We start from the raw sequence: 23093 nt of genomic DNA on the forward strand, positions 1-23093 counted from the left end.
GTTTTGTGCAAAACATTGCTAGCACTTAGTGTGGGGATCCTTTGATATTTTAGCCAGCGGTTAATTATCACTTGGTTTGTTAACTTTTTCCAGTATTAAGATCAACCTTTTAAAGGTTGTCATTCTGTAACTGGTATTTTTAATGCAAAAAAGGCACTCCGAAGAATGCCTTTAAATTACAATCTAATGTTAATTAGATGTTTCTATTAGCGTGTCCATACCCAATTTTCGATTTCCACTGGGTCTACACCATTCGCTTTAATATAGTTGCGGTGGTCAACTAATCTTTGCAGCATATCAGTGGTAATAGAGACGTGCATAGTTTCATCAATAACACCCTGTTGGAACAGCTTGTAAGCCATATCAATTACAAGGTGATAGCGTGATGTACCGTTACGAACACCCATATCAAATGGCGTTGTTGTTGAACCTTCTTCTTCGTAGCCTTTAATTCTGAAGCGACGGCTGCCTTTGTAATCAAAAATTAACTTTTTGATTGTATTTGGGTAACCATGGTAGTTGAATACCACGCCTTTATCTTGAGTAAATATTTCGTCCATTAACCAAGGTTTTTCTTTAAATTTGCGGCTACCTAAGCCATCACTGCTTAATTCAGTGACACTAACGAAGCGGATTTTCACTCTTGGAAGGAGTTCTCTTATTAATACTAAAGAAGCCATACATTCTTGAGTGACATAATCACCACAACCTGCCAGCACAATATCGGGATTCTCATCTGAGGCAAAATCCCACACCATTACGCCGTCTTTCGTTTGTTTACGCGCTTCTTCCAAGCTTAGCCATTGTGGTAACTCTTTTTTACCTGCAACCAGAATATTGAGTTTGTCACGGTCAGCGAAGGCTCGTTCTGTATAAACCAATGTGCTGTTGGCATCTGCGGGTAAGTAAGCCGAGATTATTTTTGGATGTTTCTCCAGCATAGCCCCAAGGAAAGATGGGTTTTGATGTGAATAGCCATTATGATCTTGGCGCTCAAGTAATGAAGATAATACGACATTACAGGCTGGCAGTGGCTTACGGAAATGTACGCCTTGGCTGGCGTAGACATATTTACAGTACTGATCGGCCATCGATGAGATAACTTGTGAGAATGCTTCGTAGGTGGGTAGCATGCCGTGGCGGCCTGTTACTGTGTATCCATGTAGCATGCCAAAAAGCAAGTTTTCAGAAAGCAGTTCAATGACTCGACCTTCACGGGACATATCTTCATCCCAACTCTCAATTGGCCACTGCCATGCACGATCGGTTTCTTCAAATACAGCTTGTAGTTGATTTGAATAGGTTTCGTCAGGACTAAAAATACGTAGATTACGTTGGTCGCGGTTTAACTTGAATGCATCGCGCATCCATTCGCCCATTTTTAACATTGAATAGCCACGTTGACCACGTGGTACTTCTGGTCCATAGCTGAGTTTTTCAAGATCTGGATTGGATAATGCTCTAACAACTTCTCCACCATAGGTTAAATGTTGACGGCCACAGGCAAGTTGCTTGGGTGGGATTAATGAACAAATGTCGGCATCAAAAATCAGTTCGCCTTTTTCATTCATTTGATAGAGTTCTTGGAAATCGTAACTGGCAAGCCAATTATCCAGTGCATCTAAATGGCCCTTATCAGTAGCACATTTATTGACGATTACTTGATGCGATTCGCAGTTACCTTCTAATTTCTTACCTTTATATTCACTGACACCAGTCCAACCTTTGGCTGTGCGCATTAAAATGACTGGCCATTTTGGTTTAACTACGTCTTCGCCACTGCGTGCTCGACGTTGAATGTCATTGATCATGGTATAAGCGGTATCCATGGCATTTGTCATCTGCACATAGATATCTTCTTCTAATTCGTTATCAACTATGATGGGGAAATAGCCAAGACCACGGAATTCAAGATCCAGTTCTTCATGGCTCATACGTCCCATGCGGGTAGGACCGGAAATCTTATAGCCGTTAATATGCACAATTGGCAATACTGCACCGCTGGTCGCTGGTGAAACTAAGCGGTTTGCATACCAAGATGCGGCTAATGGTCCCGTTTCTGCTTCGCCGTCACCAATTAAGACGGTTGCGATCAGATCTGGATTATCTAATACTGCTCCCCAGCCTACTGAGAGTGAGTAGCCTAATTCGCCACCTTCAAGAATTTGTCCAGGTGCTTCAGGGTTTGCATGTGAAGGATAACCATAAGCGGCAGAAAACTTCTTACAAATATCTTCGATGCCAGTTTCATTGTAGGGAATAGTTTCTGGGTAGAAATGACTTAAAGAGCCTTCAATGAATAAGTTTGCTTGTACAGCGGGAAAACCATGGCCTGGACCGACTAAATAGATAAAAGAGCGGTTATGCTTCACTATCAAGCGGTTAATGTTGGCATAGACAAAGTTAATACCTGGGCAGGTACCCCAATGGCCAAGTAAACGTGGCTTGATATCAGTATGGGCAAGTGGACGTTTATGTAAGACGTTTTGTTTGAGGTAAATTTGCGAGGTCGCAAGAAAGTTTGTCGCTCTGACATACTTTTTCAGAGCATTGATTTCATGTATTTGTGTCATGTTAAGCCTCACTAAAACAAACAAGAGATGATTGAAGTTTCTATGGGGTTACTATATTTGTAGTTTTATTACAAAAATGTGCCCTACATCCAAATTTTAAAAGTTGTTTTTGCTGTTAAAAATAATAGCTCAACTTAGACCTTTTGTTAATCTAGCTTTAACAGTAGCTTAGCTAGTGTTGTAAGACGTGATGTCAATGACGTTTAACTGTGCAAACGCGAGCTTGATCACATGAGCAATTTCGAATACTGTGCTATTTTGCTGCGTTGAATTCGGTAGCCGTGATGTTGTAAATTCACGGAAGGATAATTTGAAAAAATAAATCTACCGAAATTCTTACCTTTAACTTGGAAGGATTCATTCACCACAGATGTTGTACCTTTAATTACAATTAGAGGAGCATTTGCTACGGGAAGAAGTAAAATAATATGTTAGAAACCATAGTTAATTTTTTGAATGCGCTACTTTGGGGTAAGTTGTTAGTATATGGACTAGTAGGAGCTGGTCTCTATTTCACCATTAGACTTGCCTTTATTCAGTTAACCCACTTTAAACATTCCATCAAAGTTATGACCATGAGTCGGCAAGGTTGCGATAGCGGTCTTTCTTCATTTCAAGTCTTTTGTACAAGTATGGCTGCACGCGTCGGTGCTGGTAATATGGCCGGTGTTGCTGTTGCTATTGGTGCTGCGGGTCCAGGTGCAGTATTTTGGATGTGGCTTATCGCTATTTTAGGTATGGCGACTGCTATGGTTGAATCAACCTTAGCGCAGGTTTATAAAGTCCGAGATCATAATGGCCAGTTCCGCGGTGGTCCTTCCTACTACATGGAAAAAGGATTGGGTCAGAAATGGATGGGCATTTTATTTGCTGTCTTTTTGATCATTGCTTTTGGTTTAGTATTCAATGCAGTACAAGCTAACACTATTACCGGTGCCATGGAGCGAGTATTTGGTTTTAATCCAACCTATGTAGGGATTGGGCTAGTGATTGCCAGTGGATTTGTGATTGTCGGTGGTCTACGTAAAGTCGCGCGAGTATCTGAATTTCTTGTCCCCATTATGGCCTTAGCCTACATTCTTGTAGCCTTCATTATCGTTATTTTTAACCTAGAACAATTACCTGCGATTATTAGCTTAATTGTGAAAAGTGCTTTTGGTTGGCAAGAGGCTGCCGCTGGCGGCGTGGCTTATACTGTCGCGCAGGCAATGCAAGCGGGTATTGCTCGTGGACTTTTCTCGAACGAAGCGGGCATGGGCAGTGCGGCGAATGTCGCGGCAAGTGCATCGCCTAACCCTAATCATCCAGCATCCCAAGGTTTTGTGCAGATGATGGGTGTGTTTGCGGATACTATCGTTATCTGTACTGCAACGGCTGCGATAATCCTGCTATCAGGGGATATTGGCTCGAGTGATGATGGGATTCGATTAACCATTAATGCCATGTCTGCACACGTTGGCGACTGGGGGGGCGCATTTATTGCGGTGGCTATTTTCTTATTCTGCTTTACATCCATCATAGCCAATTACTCATACGCTGAAACAAATGTGATGTACTTAATGGGAAATAGTACCAAAGCACTGCCTTTATTCCGTTTGTGTGTGCTTGGCATGGTCATGTTTGGTGCCGTCGCTAAGATAAGTTTAGTGTGGAACTTGGCTGACGTTTCGATGGGGTTGATGGCGACGGTAAACATTGTTGCTCTATTACTATTATCGGGTCTGGCAATTCGCGTTATCAATGATTATCGCGAACAGATCAACGCGGGTAAGACTCCAGAATTCGATCGTAGTAAATTTCCTGAGTTGATGGATCAGCTTGATGATGATATTTGGCAAGATACCAGTCTTGTGCCGGCTAAAAAGCTTTAATTAGCCTAGCGTATCGACAATAGGCATTACTGATTGTTGTAATCGAAAAGACCACGCTGTTAAAGCGTGGTTTTTTTATGCTCGTTCAGTATCATAGGTATGTATTTTTGTTTCTGTTGGGAGTTTTTGATGTTGATATTGGTTTCGCCGGCGAAGACCTTAGATTTTGAACAGCCGCCACTGACGCAGGTGTATTCACAACCTGATTTTTTAACTTATAGTCAGGAGTTGATCCAAGTGTGTCGGCAATTGACCCCTACAGACATCGCCACTTTAATGAAGGTGAGCGATAAGATTGCGGGTTTAAATGCGGCACGTTTTGGGGAGTGGCAGCCTGATTTTAGTTTAGATAATGCAAAACAGGCCATTTTTGCTTTTAGAGGCGATGTGTATACTGGCTTTGATGCTGATACATTGTCTGAAGATGAAATTGCTCGAACTCAGTCACAACTACGTATTTTATCTGGACTTTACGGTTTGCTCAGACCGCTGGATTTAATTATGCCTTATCGTTTAGAAATGGGCACGGCGCTTTCTAATCCTAAAGGTAAAAACCTATATGAGTTTTGGGGAGATACATTAACACAAGCTGTAAATGAAACGCTCGCTGAAACGAGTAGTGATATTATTGTCAATCTTGCATCTAATGAATATTTCAAAGCAATAAAGCCTAAAAAACTTCAAGGGCAATTAATTTCACCCATATTTAAAGATTGTAAAAATGGTCAATATAAAGTGATCAGTTTTTTTGCTAAGCGTGCTAGAGGCATGATGGCGAGATATCTCATTACGCATCAAATTGACACTTTAGATGAATTAAAAGCATTTAATGTTGCTGGTTATTATTATAGTGAAGAGCAGAGTTCCCCAACAAATCCAACGTTTTTACGTGAAGAGCAATAGCGAAATATCGATAAGATGTTAATTGATAGAGAACAGCTAATGCTGTTCTCTATATCATTGATGGCCTATTTTTCAGATTGAGTGACTAAAGGCGTTAATGTCACCGTTGAATTTGCCATGATATAAGCAAATTGTGCGTAGGCGGCGACGTTTTGAGCCAATGCGGCAGGGTCGATTTTATCTAAGGTATCATTCGGTGTGTGATGGTAATCGAAATAATCGTGGCCATCTTGCCTCAGAGATGCAACTGGAACACCTAATGCGGGGAGCATAGATACGTCTGGCCCACCAGAAGCTTGGTTATTGCCCAGTGCAACGCCATTGAATGACATAGGGCTGAGCGCCTGCTGCACTTCTGTGAATATGTTCTCATTCACTTTAGTATCGATTTGATAAATTCTACCGGCCCCAAAATCAGACTCTGCAGCTATGTAGTGCAGCGGTAATTCAGCTTTATGAGCCTCTGTATACGCTTTACCGCCAACGAGCCCAACTTCTTCAGCGGCATATAGCACGACTCTAACAGTGCGAGCGGGTTTTATGGGGAGATCTTGAATATGCTTGGCTGCAGCCGTCACAATGGCGACACCAGCGCCATCATCAATCGCGCCAGTACCCTCATCCCAGGAATCTAAATGAGCACCAATGAGCACTATTTCATTGGGCTTACTACTGCCCTTTACTTCGGCAATGACATTGTAGGAAGTATTAAAACCTAAGTTTTTTGGCGACATATGCAATTCGAGCAGGGCATTAGGATCGCGTTTTAGTAATGCACCAACCAAATCAGCATCGGGATTTGACATGGCAGCCGCGGGGATTTTAGGCACGCCATCTTGGTAGCGCATGATGCCAGTATGGGCCATGCGGTCATGATCTGTGCCAATAGAGCGGATCACGATAGCAACTGCGCCTTTTTGCGCTGCAGCGACTGCCCCTTTCGAGCGGCCACTAACGCTTTTACCATAACCTTCACCAGTGATATGGCGCTCTGTTTTTTGGTCAATAAAAACAATCTTACCTTGCACCTCTTCAGGCTTGGCTTGTTGTAATGCCTCTAGGCTATCAAAGCGCGCGATTTTAGCTTGTATACCTCCAGCAGGAGTCGCAATACTGCCACCAAGCGCAGTAATGACCAACGGCTGTTCTACAGGGACGGTGATTTTGGCTTTGGCTTCACCGCGCTCCCAAATTGGCACTTGTACGGCTTCTTTATAAACACGGTCAAAACCAAGGCTGGTCAGTTTATTTATCGCCCAGTTAACGGCGAGGATATCTTTTGGGCTTCCAGCAAGTCTTGGACCCACTTCAACCGTGAGTGACTCGACTAAGTCATAGCTTAATTGCGAAGATAATGCTGCCTGTTGTAATTGAATGACTTCACTAGGGGCAGTTTCTACTTGAGTTTGGCACGCACTTAAACTCCCGATTAAAAGACTCGAGAGAAGTGTAGTTTGATAGGGTTTCATTAGATTTCCTTTATTTTTATTAAGCATGTCCCATTTTTAAAAACAATCTAGCAAAAAGTGTGCTTTATGTCCCGACTATATCCGTAAGGCGACGCTATATTAGCGCAGGGGTTAGTTTTAGGAGAGAAAGTGCGTAATGAATATTGAATTAATGCAGGAGCGAGCCGATCATGCCGTAGTGCTATTAAAGGCACTCGCGAACGAACGCCGTTTATTTATTCTTTGTTATTTATTGAATGAAGGAGAAATGTGCGTTGGCGAAATGAATAAAAAATTAGGCTTAAGTCAATCGGCACTATCACAACATCTTGCTTGGTTACGCAAAGATAATTTAGTAACCACACGCAAAGAAGCGCAAACGGTATTTTATTCACTCAAGAGTGATGAAGTACGGGAGATGATTCACTTATTGAACAACATTTATTGTCATTAATAGTGTTTTTCAGATATAAAAAAACCGGCAATTGCCGGTTTTTTTCATTTGCTATTTTATAGATTAAGCAGCGATTGCTTTGATCTTAGCGTTCAAACGTGCCTTTTGACGAGCGGCTTTATTCTTGTGAATAAGACCTTTAGTCGCCATACGGTCAACGATTGGTTGTGCAACAGCAAAAGCTTCTGTTGCTGTTTTGTGATCGCCTGCTTTAATTGCAGCGATTACTTTTTTAACGTATGTACGTAACATTGAGCGACGGCTGGCGTTATGCTGACGACGCTTTTCAGATTGAAGCGCGCGCTTCTTTGCAGACTTGCTATTAGCCAAGGTGCAACTCCTAAAAACTGGATTTGATACTTTTAAAGGCCGAGGAATATGCCTGCATTTAGTCACTTTGTCAATGACTATGATTGAATATTCATCATAAAGATAAATTAATCCAACCTGCCTTGGCTATCTTCGACCCAACTCGTGTAATATGTGGCGCAATTCTAGCAGCTATTACCGCAGTGTGACAGAGCCTGAATCGATTTTTTGAGATGTATCACCTAATCAATTCGATATGGGTCTGGGGGACGTTTGAGTAGAAAATTATTAAAATCTGGCCTGATTGTTAGTGCTATGACATTGATATCCCGAGTTTTAGGTCTAGTTAGGGATGTGGTAGTTGCTAATTTGATGGGCGCTGGGACAAGTGCTGATGTGTTTTTCTTTGCAAATAAAATTCCTAATTTTTTACGCCGTTTGTTTGCTGAAGGGGCTTTTGCGCAGGCGTTTGTACCTGTTTTAACTGAGTACCAAGAGAAACATACCGCAGAAGATACTCGTGATTTATTGAGTAAAGTTGCGGGCACATTAGGTTTACTAGTGACAATAGTGACCCTTTTTGGGGTGGTTGCATCACCTGTGTTGTCAGCTTTATTCGGTGGTGGTTGGTTCATCGCTTGGCTTAACAACGAGCCAGATGGTGCTAAATTTGAACTCGCTACCGTTGTGCTTAAAATTACTTTTCCTTATCTGTGGTTTATCACATTTACGGCATTAGCGGGCTCAATTTTAAATACCCGAGGCCGTTTTGCGGTATCGGCTTTTACACCCGTTTTTCTCAATGTGGCAATTATTGCGGCGGCTATTTTCTATGCGCCTACATCAACCCAGCCTGAGATTACCTTGGCTTGGGGCGTTTTTTGTGGTGGTTTGATTCAGTTCCTATTTCAAATTCCCTTTTTATTGCGTGAAAATGCGCTCGTCAAGCCTTCTTGGGGATGGCATCACCCGGGCGTGGTGAAAATCAGAACTTTGATGATCCCAGCATTGTTTGGCGTGTCTGTCTCACAGATTAACCTGCTATTTGATACATTTATCGCCAGTTTTTTGATGACGGGTTCAATAAGTTGGCTCTATTATGCCGACCGTTTACTCGAATTTCCCTTAGGATTGTTTGGGATCGCGATTGCTACTGTGATTTTACCTGCGCTGTCACGAAACCATGTGAATGACGAAGGTGCGGGCTTTGGCAAGACGATGGATTGGGGGATTAAAGCGATTCTACTGCTAGGTCTACCGGCTATGATGGGATTGATCTTGCTCGCAAAGCCTATGTTGATGGTATTATTTATGCGCGGTGCTTTTTCATTGCATGATGTTGAAATGGCTTCCTATAGTTTGATGGCTTATGGCAGTGGTTTGCTTAGCTTTATGCTGATTAAGGTGCTTGCTCCTGGCTATTACTCTCGTCAAGATACCAAAACACCTGTGCGTTATGGCATTATTGCCATGATCACAAACATGGGCTTTAACTTACTGTTTGCTATTCCTTTTGGGTATGTTGGACTGGCGATTGCGACTTCGATGTCAGCATTGCTTAACGCCACATTACTATACCGAGGCTTGCATTTAGCTGGCGTTTATCGTGTTTCTAGGCCGACTATGGTGTTTTTTGCTAAAGCCGTGGTCTCTACAGCCTTGATGGTGGTAGTCTTGTATTACTTTTTGCCTTCACAACAAATTTGGTTAGATTGGCATTTGTTCGATCGTGCGAAAGCCTTGATAGGCTTAATTTTAGTTGGGGCAGTCAGTTATTTATTGTGTCTGCTTTTGCTCGGAATTCGTCCTTGGTCAATTAAACGAGGAGCTTGATTGCTGATTCTCATCGCTAGCTGTTATATAATCAGCCGATTTGCGCTTGGCAGTTGTCTAACGTTATGGAATTAATCCGCGGTATACATAACATTTTGTCATCCCACCACGGGTGTGTATTGACTATAGGTAATTTTGACGGCGTCCATCGTGGTCATGCACAGGTGATTGCGAACTTAGTGCAGAAGGCGAAGCAGTTATCGCTGCCATCGACATTAATGACGTTTGAACCTCAGCCGCAAGAATTGTTTAGCGGCGACAACGCGCCGGCTCGTTTAAGTTTATTACGTGATAAAGTCATTTTACTCGATGAACTCGGGGTTGAGCGGTTAGTGTGTGTTAACTTTAATCGCACTTTTGCTAATCAACCTGCAGAGCATTTTATTGAAGAATTGTTGGTCCGCAAACTGGGTGTCAAATACCTCGTCGTCGGTGATGATTTTTGTTTTGGTCAAGGCCGTAAAGGCAATTTTGAAATGCTAGTGCAGGCGGGTATCCAATATGGCTTTACCGTGGTCAGCACTCAAAGTTTTATGCTGGGCTCGCAAAGAGTGAGCTCGACTGCCGTGCGTGAACAATTGGCGAAGGGCAATCTTGAACAGGCGAGACGCCTATTAGGACATCCTTTTACCTTGAGTGGCCGTGTAGCGCATGGGCAAAAAATTGGCCGCACCATTGGTTTTCCCACCGCTAATATCGCCTTAAAGCGCAATGTTGTGCCGGTACGCGGTGTGTTTGCGGTTAAATGTTATTGGGATCACAGCGATATTTATGAGGGCGTCGCCAATATTGGGTTTCGCCCGACAGTGAACGGTCAAGTGTGTCAGCTTGAGGTGCATCTTTTTGATTTTGAAGGTGACATTTACGGCAAACATGTTGAAGTCGAGTTGGTAGCTAAACTCCGAGATGAGCAACCTTTTGACTCATTGGATGCGCTAAAAAAACAGATTTTAAATGATGCAAATGAAGCCAGAGCTTTATTTGGTAATGATGCAGGCTGAAATTTATCAGTTTAATTAACGGTATAGGATCAATGAGCGACTATAAATTTACTTTGAATTTGCCGGAAACAGAGTTTCCGATGCGTGGTAATTTGGCAAATCGCGAGCCAGAGATGTTAGAGCGCTGGACAAAAGACGGTTTGTATCAACAGATCCGTGATAGCCGAATTGGCCGTACTCCCTTCATTTTGCATGACGGCCCACCGTATGCGAATGGCAGTATTCATATTGGTCACTCAGTTAATAAAATCCTCAAGGACATTATTGTTAAGTCAAAAACTATGTCTGGTTTTGACGCACCTTATGTACCAGGTTGGGATTGCCATGGTTTGCCTATTGAGCTGAAAGTTGAGCAAAAAGTGGGTAAGCCAGGTCAAAAAATCTCTGCGGCAGAATTCCGTGAAGAATGCCGTAAATACGCTGCAGAGCAAGTTAACGGTCAACGTGAAGACTTTATCCGTTTAGGTGTGCTGGGTGATTGGCAAAATCCGTACTTAACGATGGATTTTTCAACGGAAGCTAATATTGTTCGTTCTTTATCGAAAGTGATTGAGAGTGGTCACTTACATAAAGGCGTTAAGCCAGTGCATTGGTGTACTGATTGCGGTTCTGCCTTAGCTGAAGCTGAAGTGGAATACGAAGACAAAACATCACCTGCTATTGATGTGGCGTTTGTGGCTGCCGATAGCAAAGCTGTTGCGGCTAAGTTTGGGGTAAGCGATTACTCACATCCTGTTTCTATGGTGATTTGGACGACCACGCCATGGACGCTACCAGCGAACCGCGCCTTGTCTTTGAGTCCTGAACTGGATTACAGCTTAGTCGAATTCGAAAAAGACGGTGTGACGCAAGCGCTTATTTTAGCTGAAGTCTTGGTTGAATCTTGCCTGACTCGCTATAACATCGAAAGCCATACAGTGCTTGGTACAACCAAAGGCGCCGCGCTTGAGCTTATCCGCTTTAATCACCCGTTCTTGGATTTTGATGTGCCTGCAATTTTAGGCGAACACGTCACTACTGATGCGGGTACCGGTATCGTTCACACTGCACCGGGTCATGGTCAAGACGACTTTGTTGTCGGTCAAAAGTACGGTTTAGAAGTGGCAAACCCTGTTGGCGACAACGGCGTGTATAAGCCTGACACTGAGTTTTTTGCTGGACAACATGTCTTTAAAGCCAACGATAACGTTGTAGCTTTGCTGAGAGAAAAAGGCGCCTTGCTGAATCACGTGGCTTATCGTCACAGCTACCCACATTGCTGGCGCCACAAAACACCGATCATCTTCCGTGCGACACCGCAGTGGTTCATCTCTATGGATAACCACGGCCTACGTACGCAAGCATTGAAAGAAATCGAACAAACCCAATGGATCCCTGATTGGGGCCAAAGTCGTATCGAAAAAATGGTTGAAAACCGCCCTGACTGGTGTATCTCACGCCAACGTACTTGGGGTGTGCCTATCACGCTGTTTGTGAACCGAGAAACCGAAGAGTTGCACCCTGATAGCGTGTCGTTAATGGAACGCGTGGCGAATCGTATCGAACAGCAGGGTATTCAAGCTTGGTGGGACCTTGATGCCGCAGAATTGCTGGGTGATGAAGCGGAACAATACCGTAAAGTAACCGATACCTTAGACGTTTGGTTCGACTCAGGTTCAACCTTCTCGTCAGTGGTAGCGGCGCGTCCTGAATTCCACGGACACGGTGTTGACTTGTATCTTGAAGGTAGCGATCAACATCGCGGTTGGTTTATGTCATCTTTGATGATTTCAACCGCAATGAATGGCAAAGCACCGTATAAGCAAGTGCTTACCCACGGTTTTACCGTCGATGGTAAAGGCCGTAAGATGTCAAAATCTATTGGTAACGTGATTGCACCACAAACGGTAACCAACAAATTAGGCGCCGACATTCTGCGTTTATGGGTTGCGGCAACAGATTACAGCGGTGAGATGACGGTTTCAGACGAAATCTTAAATCGCAGTGCCGATGCCTATCGTCGTATTCGCAACACTGCGCGTTTCTTATTAGCCAACTTAAACGGTTTCGAGCCCGCTAAGGATTTAGTGGCCGTTGAAGATATGGTGGCGTTAGATCGTTGGGTTGTTCGCCGTGCCGCTGCGCTGCAACAGGAAATCATCGAAGCCTATGATCAATATAACTTCCATATAGTGACTCAAAAACTGATGCAGTTTTGCTCGGTTGAGTTAGGCAGTTTCTATTTGGATATCATTAAAGACCGCCAATATACGGCTAAGCAAGAAGGCCATGCGCGCCGTAGTTGTCAATCGGCGCTGTATCTGATCTCTGAGGCCATGGTGCGTTGGATTGCGCCAATTTTAAGCTTCACTGCTGACGAAGTATGGCAATTACTGCCTGGCAAGCGTGATGCTTATGTCTTTACCCAAGAATGGTATCAAGGTTTGAAATCAGTCACCTTAGCGACTGATTTGAACGATGACTATTGGCAGCAGTTACTAACCGTGCGTAATGAAGTCAACAAAGTGATTGAACAAGCGCGTCGTGACAAACGTATCGGTGGCTCATTAGAAGCTGAAGTGACCTTGTTTGCGGATGCTACCTTGACTGAGCAATTAACTCATATCGGCGATGAGTTGAGATTTGTGTTGTTGACCTCTGAAGCCAAAGTATTGCCTTTAGCCGATGCGACATTGGAAGCGGTTGAGACTGAGTTGGCATCACTGAAATTAGTGGTCGCATCAAGCACTGCTGAGAAATGTGAGCGTTGTTGGCACCACAGAGAAGAGGTTGGCACTATTGAGGCTCACCCAACACTTTGTACTCGCTGCGTAACCAATATTGAAGGTGACGGCGAAGTTCGTCAGTTTGCGTAAAGGATCTGTATGCCATTAACTTGGAAAGACAGTGGCTTACGTTGGTATTGGGTAGCTGTATTGGTGTTTTTAGCCGATCAGCTATCTAAGCAATGGGTCTTAGCCAATTTTGATTTGTATGAATCAGTGAAATTATTGCCCTTCTTTAATTTCACTTATGTACGTAACTATGGTGCAGCTTTTAGTTTTTTAAGTGAAGCTGGAGGTTGGCAGCGCTGGCTGTTTACGATTGTTGCGATTGGATTCAGTACGTTATTGACTGTGTGGTTGCGTAAGCAATCGTCTTCTTTGTGGAAACTGAATCTAGCTTACACCTTAGTGATTGGTGGTGCTTTAGGTAATTTAGTCGATCGATTGATGCATGGTTTCGTGGTTGATTTTATCGATTTCTTCTGGAATAAGAGCCATTATCCAGCATTCAATATTGCCGACGCTGCTATTTGTGTCGGTGCAGTGCTGATTATTTGGGATGCATTTGTAAGCGATAAGTCTGAAGCTGATAGCGCTGAAGGGGTTAAAAAGTGACTGTGACACGTTCATTATTATGCCACATGAACATTGTGCTTGCTGATGGCTCAACTGCCGATAGCACTAAAGCCTCGGGTAAACCGGCTCGATTAAATGTGGGTGATGGTACTTTAAGTCCTGCATTTGAGGCGCAGCTGGTGACGCTTGCTGAAGGTGATAAGCACAGTTTCACGCTTGAAGCGATTGATGCCTTTGGCGAATCCAATCCTGATGCTATCCATTATCTAGATCGAAGCCGTTTTCCGGCTGACATGAATTTAGAGGCTGGCGTGATTGTGAGTTTTGCCGGCCCTGGTGGTAGTGAGATCCCAGGTATAGTCCGTGATGTTGCGGGTGATTCCATCACAGTCGATCTTAATCATCCTCTGGCAGGACACAAGATCACTTTTGAACTGGACGTAGTAAAGGTATTTTAAGATGAAACTCGATCCTACTAGCCCAAGTTTAAATATTATGCTCGCTAACCCGCGCGGTTTTTGTGCGGGTGTTGATCGTGCTATCAGTATTGTTGAACGGGCGTTGGAATTATTTTCGCCTCCTATCTATGTTCGCCATGAAGTCGTGCATAACCGCTATGTCGTGCAGAATCTGAAGGATCGCGGTGCGGTTTTTGTCGAAGAGTTAGATCAAGTGCCTGATAACAACATTGTTATTTTCAGTGCCCATGGTGTATCTCAAGCGGTGAGACAAGAAGCAAAGGCGAGAGGGCTGAGAGTCTTTGATGCAACGTGTCCTTTAGTGACTAAAGTACATCTTCAGGTGACACGTGCCAGCCGCAAAGGTATTGAGTGCATCCTGATTGGCCATGAAGGGCACCCTGAAGTCGAGGGTACTATGGGGCAATACGATAATCCTAATGGTGGCGTTTATCTGATTGAATCGCCTGCAGATGTTGAAGCCTTGGAAGTTCGCGATCCTAATAATCTCTGCTTCGTGACACAAACTACTTTGTCTGTAGATGATACTTTGGACATTATTGTTGCGTTACAAAAAAGGTTTCCCTCTATAGAAGGTCCGCGAAAAGACGATATTTGTTATGCAACGCAGAATCGTCAAGATGCGGTACGCAATTTATCTGCAGACGTTGATTTGTTGATTGTTGTTGGCTCAAAAAACAGCTCTAACTCTAATCGTTTACGCGAGCTAGCATTGAAAACAGGAACCCAGTCTTATCTGGTGGATACTGCAGATGATGTTGAGTCTAGTTGGTTTGATAATGTTACACGTGTAGCCGTCACCGCAGGAGCTTCAGCCCCCGAGGTCCTAGTCCAACAAGTGGTTCAAGCAATCGCTAAACTTGCCCCTAGTGTTGTGACTGAAGTTGAAGGGCGTAAAGAAGACACTGTTTTTGCTGTGCCAGCCGAATTACGTTAAATCTGTGTACTGTTTAATCGACAATAAAAAAGAGGCTATAAGCCTCTTTTTTATTGTCTCAAATTCATTCAAAGCATAATGATGTCAATGCTTATGTGCTAATGTTACTGGCTACTTACATTTTACTCATCTATTATTAACTGTTGGTGATTTTTATCGTAATACTAAGATTTTAAAAGGTAAATAGCTGAAAAGCTTGTCAAAATTATGGCTAAAATCGAAAGGTTGACACAAAGGGGATTTCAACGGGGCTTCTCATTAATTGAAGTGCTTGTTGCGTTAGTGATCTTAGTCATTGGCTTAATTGGTATTTTTAATCTGCATATTGTTGCAAAGCGTGGCAGCTTTGAATCCTTTCAGCAAACTCAAGCCTCCTATTATGCAAATGATATTATCAACCGGATGAAGCTTAATAGAACACAACTGGTCAATTACGATGGTGAGTATACAGGCTCTCTGGGTAAACCCGGTAATGTTTGTGACGTTGCTGTTGGCGCAGTGAGTATATGTACTCCAGAAGAGACTGAAGCTTGGGATCTTTACCAGTGGGAACAGAGTTTTATGGGGGCTGCTGAAGTTATGGATAGCCAGAATGTTGGTGGGTTAGACTCTCCAACAGCATGCATTAATGTAGATGGTTCAACTGTAACGGTCGCAATTGCGTGGAGAGGGATCCGAGAGGGCGCGGGTACAAGTTATTCTGGGAGTGAATGTGGAGAAGATATTGGTACGCGTAGGCGGCTTTTTATTCTTTCGACAATGATTATTTAGGTTAACTATGTATGGATAATTTAAAAAACTGTGAGAAAGGGATGTCGCTGGTTGAGCTAATGGTCTCTATGGTCATTGGCTTATTTCTCACTCTTGGGCTTTTTGGCATGTTTAGTATGTCTTCTTCCAATGTGATCACAACGAGCCAGTTTAACCAATTGCAAGAAAATGGACGAATAGCTTTGTCGCTCATGGAAAGAGACATTAGTCAGTTAGGTTTTATGGGGGACATAACGGGAACTGATTTTGTACTTGGAACCAATATGACCTTGAGGGATGGTGTTGCAAATGATTGTATTGGTGCAGGTGTAAATAACGGTACTTTACCTAATGCTGAACCTGCACACTTTAGGCGTCTATGGGGATATGAAGAGGGCGAGAGTGGGGATACATTAAGTTGCTTATCAGGTGTGAATCAGAATACGGATGTCATTCAAATTAAAAGATTAGTTGGCCCACCAGTGACTAATCCCAATGGCGAGCGTTTTTATATGGCTGCAACTTCGAATGAAGCTGTGATGTTTAAAGGCGGTAATCCTCCCAATCCAGTACTCGAAAATTCTCGTTTTTGGGAATATCAGCATCATATTTATTTTATTAAAAATGATGGTTCTGTACCTGTTCTACGCCGAAAAACATTAACCAAGAATAATGGCATGAATAACGAAGAGCAGTTAGTTGAAGGCATTGAGAATATGCGTATTCTTTATGGTTTTGATAGTAATGGAGATGATACCGCCGATAGTTTTATGCCTGCAGAAAATGTAACCACATTAATGTGGGACAACGAATTATTTCAAAGGCTTGTTGCCTTAAGGGTTTTCTTGTTGGTTCGTGCTATTGATGAAGATAAAAGTTACACCAATGAAACTACTTATACTCTGGGCGATAAGGAAATTAAAAATTTGAATGATCATTATCGACGCAAGATAGTTTCGACGACTATGGTGCTTGCTAATCCAGTGTTAATTAGAAATTAGAAGGTTGGTAAGATGAAAAAACAAAAAGGAATTGTATTATTTTTTGCACTTATCATATTGTTGCTTATGACTATTATTGGTGTCGCTTTGGCTGTTATTTCGACCCAATCTATGCGTATGTCTGGAGCAGGCTCTGAGCGGATTGAGGCTAAATCAATTGCTGATGGTGGCTTAGAGGCGGCAATCGAAGCCAATAAAGGTGCTAGCTTAGCCAAACTATCTGAGATTTCATCTGTGGTTGAATTTGGTTCTAACCAAACGTTAATGCCAATTCCTTATGAAGTTGATGCTGCAGGTAATGTTGTCATTAGTGCAAAAGATGTTGGATGCCAGCGGAGTACAAGGCCAAATAGTGGTAATTTAATCAGCTGTCGGCGTGTTGAGATTAGTAGTACAGCAGAATTTGGTAGAGATAAACTGGGCCAACTCACTGTTGTCGCAGGTGTGGAGCAAGAAGTTTTAACTGGGAGTTAGATATGATTATTAAAAAGCTGGCTTGTTCTATACTACTTGCGCTGACTTTTGTGTCGGCTTTCTCCTTTAGTGACGATACTGAGTTATATGTAAAAGAATCAACAACTCGAACGGGTGCAAGACCTAAAGTGCTCGTTATATTTGATAACTCAGGAAGTATGTCAACTGAAGAAATTACTCAGGTTGTAGATTATGACCCTAACTATGACTACCCAGCCGTAAGTGGTTCTGGGTATAGTGATACTCTTATTTATTATGCTGTTGGCGGTGGGGGATTACCCACCCCTGATACTAGCTCTGATAAGCGTAATTTTAAAGCTAGTTTAAATGGATGTAGTCAAAGCAAAGCTGCATTAGCAGAGTTTGGTCGTTTTACTGGGTATATAAGAGAGTTCACATCAAGTGGTACTACTGGCGTTTGGAAAGAACTACCTGAAACAAATGGTACTGCAATAAAAGTAATTGATTGTTGGGAAGATATTTCTCAAATAAATCCGAGTAATTCATCATCATATCCTAATGGATTTCCTGCTAACGGGGTAACAACGGGGTCAGGTAGTAAAAAGAAAGCATATCCATATTTTACTTCCTCACTACCAGGAACAACTTGGACCAATGCTTTAGCCGCAGCCAATAATACTGACTTTGGTGTTGGACAACCTATTACCTTGTACACTGATAATTACCTAAGATGGTACGGATTATCTAAAGCGGGAAAATTACCAACGGTAAAAGTTTCAAGACTAGAAATTGCGAAGAAAGCGATTTCTAATATTATTAGTTCAACTCCAACAGTGGATTTTGGACTTGCTGTATTTAATTATAATTATCCAAATGAAGGTAATCGAGACGGTGGTCGAATTGTCTCTGGCATTACTCAGATGACGGATAGTACGCGTGCGAGTTTATTAACTACTATTGATAATTTGCTGGCAAAAACAAATACACCACTATGTGAGACTATGTATGAAGCTTACCGTTATTTTGCCGGTAAGGGCGTTAAATATGGTCATAGTGATACAGATTATGGCTCTTATGTTGGAAATAAACCACCGTATGACAGCTTAGTGGAGAAGAGTGGTAACTACGCAAGTCCATTTAAAGTATGTACGGATATTGCTTATGTTATCTATGTCACTGATGGCTCTCCAACAGTTGATAAAAATGCGAATAATGACGTTATTAGTTTAACTGCCACTGGAAGTAAGGAAGGGGATTACTCTTCATTTTCTAAAAATCTAGATACAGCAAGCTATTTGCCCGCATTAGCTAGTTATATGTTTAATAACGACTTAATTAACAAATTGGACAGTTCAAATACTGAGCAAATGCAGAATGTTCGTACTTATACTATTGGTTTTAGTAAAGGTGCAGAAGATGCCGCACCTTTACTTGCTGAGACGGCTAAAAGAGGTGGTGGTTTATATTTTGCTGCTCAGAACAGTCTTGAACTACAGAATGCACTTAATGATGCGTTATCAAATATTTTGAATATTGATTCAAGTTTTACATCTCCAAGTATTGCTAGTAATAATTTTGATAGGACTCAGACATTTGATGCTGCTTATTACGCTATGTTTCTCCCAGGCAAAGGACCTCGTTGGAGCGGTAATTTAAAAAAATTAAAAGTAACCGCAGATGGTACATTGGTTGATAGTAAAGGAAATGCAGCTATAGCAGATAACGGCAATATTAAAGATGGTGCCTGTACTATATGGTCGGATTGTGTTGCGCAAAAGGATGGGAATAAAGTTGAGGTCGGCGGAGTCGCGGCACAAATTAGAAAGCAAGATGTTAGGAATATTGTAAGTAACTTAAATGGGTCCTCCAGTTTAACGCCCTTAACACTTGCTAATGCACAAACTGCAGCAGGAGGTGATGCTGCGCTAGCTAGCTATATGAGAACTAGCGTAGATGAGCTTGCTAATACGTTAAATTGGCTTAATGGGATAGATGTCGACGACGATAATAAAGATGGTAGTACGACAGATAAACGTAATGATGTTATGGGTGATCCTCTTCATTCTAAGCCACTAGCACTCAATTTCGGCACAAAAAGCGCGACTGATATTCGTATCATGCTTGGCACTAATCAAGGTGTTGTGCATATGTTTAAAGATGCGGGCGAATCTGTATCAGAGACTTGGGGCTTTATTCCCTATGAGTTATTGCCTAATTTAACAGAACTGAGAAGTAATGATCCTTCAGGTGTACACACAGTATACGGAATGGATTCATCTCCAGTTGCTTACACAGAAACTGATGCTGAGGGTAAAGTGATTAAAGCATGGGTCTATATGGGGATGCGTCGAGGTGGATCGTCTTATTATGCCCTCAATGTGACAAACCCTGATAGCCCTTCTCTAATGTGGACTATTAACCCATCAACGGATGGTTTTTCTGATCTTGGACAAACATGGTCGGAACCTATAGTGACGAAAATCGTTGGTTATGAAAAGCCTGTACTCATTTTTGGTGGTGGCTACGATGTTAGTTTTGATGCAACTCCTTCATCTTCTCCGGTAGGTCGTGCGGTTTATATTGTCGATGCAGAGAAGGGAACTTTGATTCATTCATTTGGTGGCTCTGCATCGGGTGCAACAGTACTTTCGGGAATTCAGGATAGCATTCCAAACTCAGTCGCCGTACTTGATAGTAATAATGATGGGTATACAGATAGGATTTATGCCTCCGATGTCGGTGCAAATGTCTGGCGTATTGATCTTCCAAGTGCAAGTAAGTCGAGTTGGAGTGCATTTAAATTTGCTTCTTTAGGTGGTACTGATAGTAATAATCGTCGTTTTTATGCAGAACCTGTTGTAGCACAAACGATGTTTACTAATTTATCCGAAGTTAAGGTGACAACAGAGAGTGGTACTACTACGACTAAAACTTATCAAAATGTTCCCTATGATGCGGTGGTGATTGGAAGTGGAACGCGACCCCACCCATCATCTACTGATATCAATGATATGTTTTTTACATTGCAAGATCGTAATGTGGTGACTAAGAGTTTTACTGGCGGTGATGTTCCCGAGGCGATCACAATCAATGATCTCTATGATGTGACTTCTAATGCACCTGCGTCTGAAGCCGACAACATAAGTTTCGGTAAAAAACTCGGCTGGTTCTATGATTTTAGTGGTCTAGGTGAAAAGAGTTTAACTGCTGCCTTGATTGTCCAAGGCAAAGTTTATTTCACTTCTTATTCTCCCCCTGCAGACTCGGTTGCCGATAACGTGTGTTTGGTGTCTGGTTCTGGCAAATTATATCCGTTCGATCTGCACAAAGGAACGAGATCCTTTTCTCAATTATATTATGAACTGGGTGAACGTGTACCGGATACACCACAGATTGTTATTCCTGCACCTGAATCCGGTAAAGATCCCTATATCTATATTATTGGAGTTGGTAAAGGTGATAAAAATGAAAATGGGGATTATACAGGTACAATCAACGTTGCTTCTGGGTTAGGTGTTAATAAAATTTATTATCATATAAATGAATGAGTTATTAATTTATGAAGGTTCAACTTAAAGGTTTTACCCTGATAGAGGTGATGATCGCCGTCGTGATCATTGGTATTTTGGCATCGATTGCATACCCTTCTTATACGCAGTACATTGCTCAGAGTGCAAGATCAGAAGGGTTAGCTGCTTTGATGCGTATAGCAAACTTGCAGGAACAGTATTATCTCGATAATAAAAAATATGCTACAGATTTAACAAAACTTGTAGGGGCCAACCCTTATATCACTGAACACAAACATTACTCTGTATCATCAAGTGGTGCATCAAGCTTTACGATTAAGGCAGTTGCTCAAGGGGTTCAGGCTAGCCGTGATGCCTCGTGCTCTCCTTTAACAATATCAGATACTGGGGCAAAAGGTCCGAGTGCGGAGTGTTGGAAATGAAATTAATAAACCTCTTTATAACGGTGGCTTTCTTACCAAGCTTAGTTTGGGCTGACTCTGGAGCGACAGTCAGCGAACAAGACTTCAAATGCTACATTACATCAAAGAAAAGTGCTGAGATTGCCTTCTATCATTGGAAGAGTAGTGAAATGAATGTGAGAATGGCTAGCCTTGTTGGTACTACTCGCCAATCAAATGATGGATCGAAATATTACATCTATAGTGTTGAGGAGTGTGTCGCATTAAACGCGGAATTTACTAATACTAAGGCACAAGTGTTGGATAAGTTAACACCTAGATAAACATCAGCATGTATTTTTTAAATGTTAACAACGAACGATTTAAGGATAATATTATTTTAGGGTAGTGAACGGTAGATTTAGTCTCCCACAGTTTATGTGCAGTTTTTCCCATCTGCGCCCTCTTTTATTAAACCTGAAGTGCTAATGTTGATGCTTTTAGAATTGTCACTTTGCCCATTTGAACAATAGATAATTGATGTTTCAACTGAGACTAAACCATCGGGTGTAAAATCAATTTTTTTATCGGCGGGCCCTGATAGGGAAATTACATCGTGTGTATTGAAACTATCGATCACTTTCAATACATTCTTGGCACCTCCATTGTCAATATATACACTGAACCCCTTATTCCAGTCTGTGCCGCATGGTGATGCCGCGTATGGGCAGACTGTTACTGTAGCGCCATAGTTGACAGCTTGGTTTCTTGCAAAAGCAAACACATCACTAATTTTTCGTATTTCATTAGCACTGCGTGTTCCTTCGTATAGCGACGTAAGTGATGGAACCCCTATGGCTAGTAAGATTGCTGCTACGGCAATTGTGACCATCAGCTCGACTAAGGTAAATCCTCTTGAAATAATTAACATGTAGCTATCCTCGTTAAACTTAGCTAAGTATATGCGAGGAGACTCTAATGGTCAGTATCTATTCTATATTTTCAATATACCCAATAAATTGATTTTTATGCTTTTATATAATTAAATTTAATTGCAATTGATATTTTTGGCGGTAGAAAGGCGAACTCTACCCGCTTGATTAACAACGATTGCACGGGAGTTTTTGCTATCAATTGTTCGTGGGCAATACTTGAAAGTACCATTACTTCCAGAAGCTAATCCATCAGGTTGAAATTTTATCGAACTTTTATTGTATGTTAAAAAATCTTTCGAATCGAATTCATCAATGACCCGAATAATTTTATCGTTAGCATCGAAGCTTTCGACTACACCTGTATCAATGAAAACTGTTAATCCCTTTTGCCAATCTTGAGTGCATTTCCCATTTACGAGTGGGCATACTGTGACCCTATAACCATAACTAACAGCTGTATTTCGCGCAAATTGAAGTGTCTGCTGGATAGTTTTAATATTGGTATCAGCTCTTATCTGATCGCTGAGCTCGGTCAAGGAAGGAGCTCCAACTGTTAACAAGATTGTTGAAATCGATATCGTAGTGATAACTTCTATCAGGCTAAAGCCTTTTCGATGTGAGTTCATAACAGATCCTTGTTATTTTACGCTTGCATCCCGCGAGCGAGTGTAGTGGTCAAGTAAAATTGGCCACGGTTTTAGAGTCATTCCAATATAAACGTTCTGACTCATTTGGCGTTAACCCACCATTATATTGATGGGGTCTGGTCTCACTGTAATATCCAGTGATGTAATTTGTGATCTCTTTATCTGCTTCTGTAAAATTCCCATAACCACTGGCGGGTATCCACTCAGATTTCAAACTTCTAAAGAAACGCTCCATTGGTGCGTTATCCCAACAATTCCCGCGACGA

Annotated in this window: 21 protein-coding genes; 15 read left to right on the plus strand and 6 right to left on the minus strand. The window is 42.1% G+C overall.

Annotation, left to right across the window (positions count from 1 at the left end; genetic code table 11):
• Positions 1 to 206: 206 nt before the first annotated feature.
• The gene (locus L5M38_RS17655) at positions 207 to 2573 is read right to left on the minus strand and encodes a phosphoketolase family protein (RefSeq protein WP_113941319.1); all 2367 of its coding nucleotides are present in this window, start codon (positions 2571 to 2573) and stop codon (positions 207 to 209) included.
• A gap of 428 nt (positions 2574 to 3001) precedes the next feature.
• On the opposite strand from L5M38_RS17655, the gene L5M38_RS17660 reads away from it, so the two are divergent.
• Positions 3002 to 4444 (plus strand): alanine/glycine:cation symporter family protein, encoded by a 1443-nt coding sequence (locus L5M38_RS17660; RefSeq protein ID WP_113941318.1) that lies wholly within the window; start codon positions 3002 to 3004, stop codon positions 4442 to 4444.
• Between the two features lie 129 nt (positions 4445 to 4573).
• Positions 4574 to 5347, plus strand: coding sequence for a peroxide stress protein YaaA (yaaA, locus tag L5M38_RS17665; protein ID WP_263179849.1), 774 nt, complete (start codon positions 4574 to 4576; stop codon positions 5345 to 5347).
• A 65-nt stretch (positions 5348 to 5412) separates the two neighbouring features.
• Here yaaA and L5M38_RS17670 read toward each other — a convergent pair whose 3' ends face one another.
• Complete coding sequence (locus tag L5M38_RS17670) at positions 5413 to 6816, minus strand: M28 family metallopeptidase (RefSeq protein ID WP_263179851.1); 1404 nt, start codon at positions 6814 to 6816, stop codon at positions 5413 to 5415.
• A 136-nt stretch (positions 6817 to 6952) separates the two neighbouring features.
• On the opposite strand from L5M38_RS17670, the gene L5M38_RS17675 reads away from it, so the two are divergent.
• The gene (locus tag L5M38_RS17675; RefSeq protein ID WP_006084975.1) at positions 6953 to 7249 is read left to right on the plus strand and encodes an ArsR/SmtB family transcription factor; all 297 of its coding nucleotides are present in this window, start codon (positions 6953 to 6955) and stop codon (positions 7247 to 7249) included.
• 63 nt (positions 7250 to 7312) lie between these two features.
• Here L5M38_RS17675 and rpsT read toward each other — a convergent pair whose 3' ends face one another.
• The gene (gene rpsT / locus L5M38_RS17680) at positions 7313 to 7579 is read right to left on the minus strand and encodes a 30S ribosomal protein S20 (protein ID WP_011790375.1); all 267 of its coding nucleotides are present in this window, start codon (positions 7577 to 7579) and stop codon (positions 7313 to 7315) included.
• Positions 7580 to 7831: 252 nt separating this feature from the next.
• Here rpsT and murJ point away from each other — a divergent pair, with 252 nt between their 5' ends.
• The 12 genes from murJ (at position 7832) to L5M38_RS17740 (ending at position 21589) form a co-directional block, all read left to right on the plus strand.
• A complete protein-coding gene (murJ, locus tag L5M38_RS17685; RefSeq protein ID WP_263179852.1) occupies positions 7832 to 9391 on the plus strand; it encodes a murein biosynthesis integral membrane protein MurJ in 1560 nt (519 codons plus the stop codon).
• A gap of 65 nt (positions 9392 to 9456) precedes the next feature.
• Entirely contained in the window at positions 9457 to 10392 is a 936-nt protein-coding gene (ribF, locus tag L5M38_RS17690) for a bifunctional riboflavin kinase/FAD synthetase (protein WP_263169559.1), read from the plus strand.
• 32 nt (positions 10393 to 10424) lie between these two features.
• Positions 10425 to 13247 carry an isoleucine--tRNA ligase gene (gene ileS, locus L5M38_RS17695; RefSeq protein ID WP_263179854.1) on the plus strand — a complete coding sequence of 941 codons (2823 nt, stop codon included), beginning with the start codon at positions 10425 to 10427 and terminating at the stop codon, positions 13245 to 13247.
• Between the two features lie 9 nt (positions 13248 to 13256).
• The gene (gene lspA / locus L5M38_RS17700; RefSeq protein ID WP_028760922.1) at positions 13257 to 13772 is read left to right on the plus strand and encodes a signal peptidase II; all 516 of its coding nucleotides are present in this window, start codon (positions 13257 to 13259) and stop codon (positions 13770 to 13772) included.
• The gene (gene fkpB / locus L5M38_RS17705) at positions 13769 to 14191 is read left to right on the plus strand and encodes an FKBP-type peptidyl-prolyl cis-trans isomerase (protein ID WP_212601288.1); all 423 of its coding nucleotides are present in this window, start codon (positions 13769 to 13771) and stop codon (positions 14189 to 14191) included. The genes lspA and fkpB overlap by 4 nt, the downstream gene beginning before the upstream one ends.
• Before the next feature lies 1 nt (position 14192).
• Positions 14193 to 15149, plus strand: a complete 957-nt coding sequence (gene ispH, locus L5M38_RS17710) for a 4-hydroxy-3-methylbut-2-enyl diphosphate reductase (protein WP_028760920.1) — start codon at positions 14193 to 14195, stop codon at positions 15147 to 15149.
• 183 nt (positions 15150 to 15332) lie between these two features.
• Complete coding sequence (gene pilV / locus L5M38_RS17715; protein ID WP_263179863.1) at positions 15333 to 15920, plus strand: type IV pilus modification protein PilV; 588 nt, start codon at positions 15333 to 15335, stop codon at positions 15918 to 15920.
• A gap of 11 nt (positions 15921 to 15931) precedes the next feature.
• Positions 15932 to 16900 carry a PilW family protein gene (locus L5M38_RS17720; RefSeq protein ID WP_263179856.1) on the plus strand — a complete coding sequence of 323 codons (969 nt, stop codon included), beginning with the start codon at positions 15932 to 15934 and terminating at the stop codon, positions 16898 to 16900.
• Positions 16901 to 16912: 12 nt separating this feature from the next.
• A complete protein-coding gene (locus tag L5M38_RS17725; protein WP_263179857.1) occupies positions 16913 to 17374 on the plus strand; it encodes a PilX N-terminal domain-containing pilus assembly protein in 462 nt (153 codons plus the stop codon).
• 2 nt (positions 17375 to 17376) lie between these two features.
• Positions 17377 to 20883: a pilus assembly protein gene (locus tag L5M38_RS17730; protein ID WP_263179859.1), complete on the plus strand. Its 3507-nt coding sequence runs from the start codon at positions 17377 to 17379 to the stop codon at positions 20881 to 20883.
• An 11-nt stretch (positions 20884 to 20894) separates the two neighbouring features.
• A complete protein-coding gene (locus L5M38_RS17735; protein ID WP_131525276.1) occupies positions 20895 to 21287 on the plus strand; it encodes a type IV pilin protein in 393 nt (130 codons plus the stop codon).
• Positions 21284 to 21589 (plus strand): TapY2 family type IVa secretion system protein, encoded by a 306-nt coding sequence (locus tag L5M38_RS17740; protein ID WP_113941310.1) that lies wholly within the window; start codon positions 21284 to 21286, stop codon positions 21587 to 21589. The genes L5M38_RS17735 and L5M38_RS17740 overlap by 4 nt, the downstream gene beginning before the upstream one ends.
• 92 nt (positions 21590 to 21681) lie before the next feature.
• Here the strand turns inward: L5M38_RS17740 and L5M38_RS17745 are convergent, their stop codons facing one another.
• The 3 genes from L5M38_RS17745 to L5M38_RS17755 all read right to left on the minus strand — a co-directional run.
• Positions 21682 to 22176 (minus strand): GspH/FimT family pseudopilin, encoded by a 495-nt coding sequence (locus tag L5M38_RS17745; RefSeq protein ID WP_263179860.1) that lies wholly within the window; start codon positions 22174 to 22176, stop codon positions 21682 to 21684.
• 117 nt (positions 22177 to 22293) lie between these two features.
• Positions 22294 to 22806 (minus strand): GspH/FimT family pseudopilin, encoded by a 513-nt coding sequence (locus L5M38_RS17750; RefSeq protein ID WP_263179861.1) that lies wholly within the window; start codon positions 22804 to 22806, stop codon positions 22294 to 22296.
• A 49-nt stretch (positions 22807 to 22855) separates the two neighbouring features.
• A partial coding sequence (locus tag L5M38_RS17755; RefSeq protein ID WP_263146819.1) for an integrase core domain-containing protein occupies positions 22856 to 23093 on the minus strand: 238 nt, incomplete at its 5' end.

The sequence above is a fragment of the Shewanella sp. SM101 genome, assembly GCF_025654465.1.
Classification (GTDB): Bacteria; Pseudomonadota; Gammaproteobacteria; order Enterobacterales; family Shewanellaceae; genus Shewanella; species Shewanella oncorhynchi.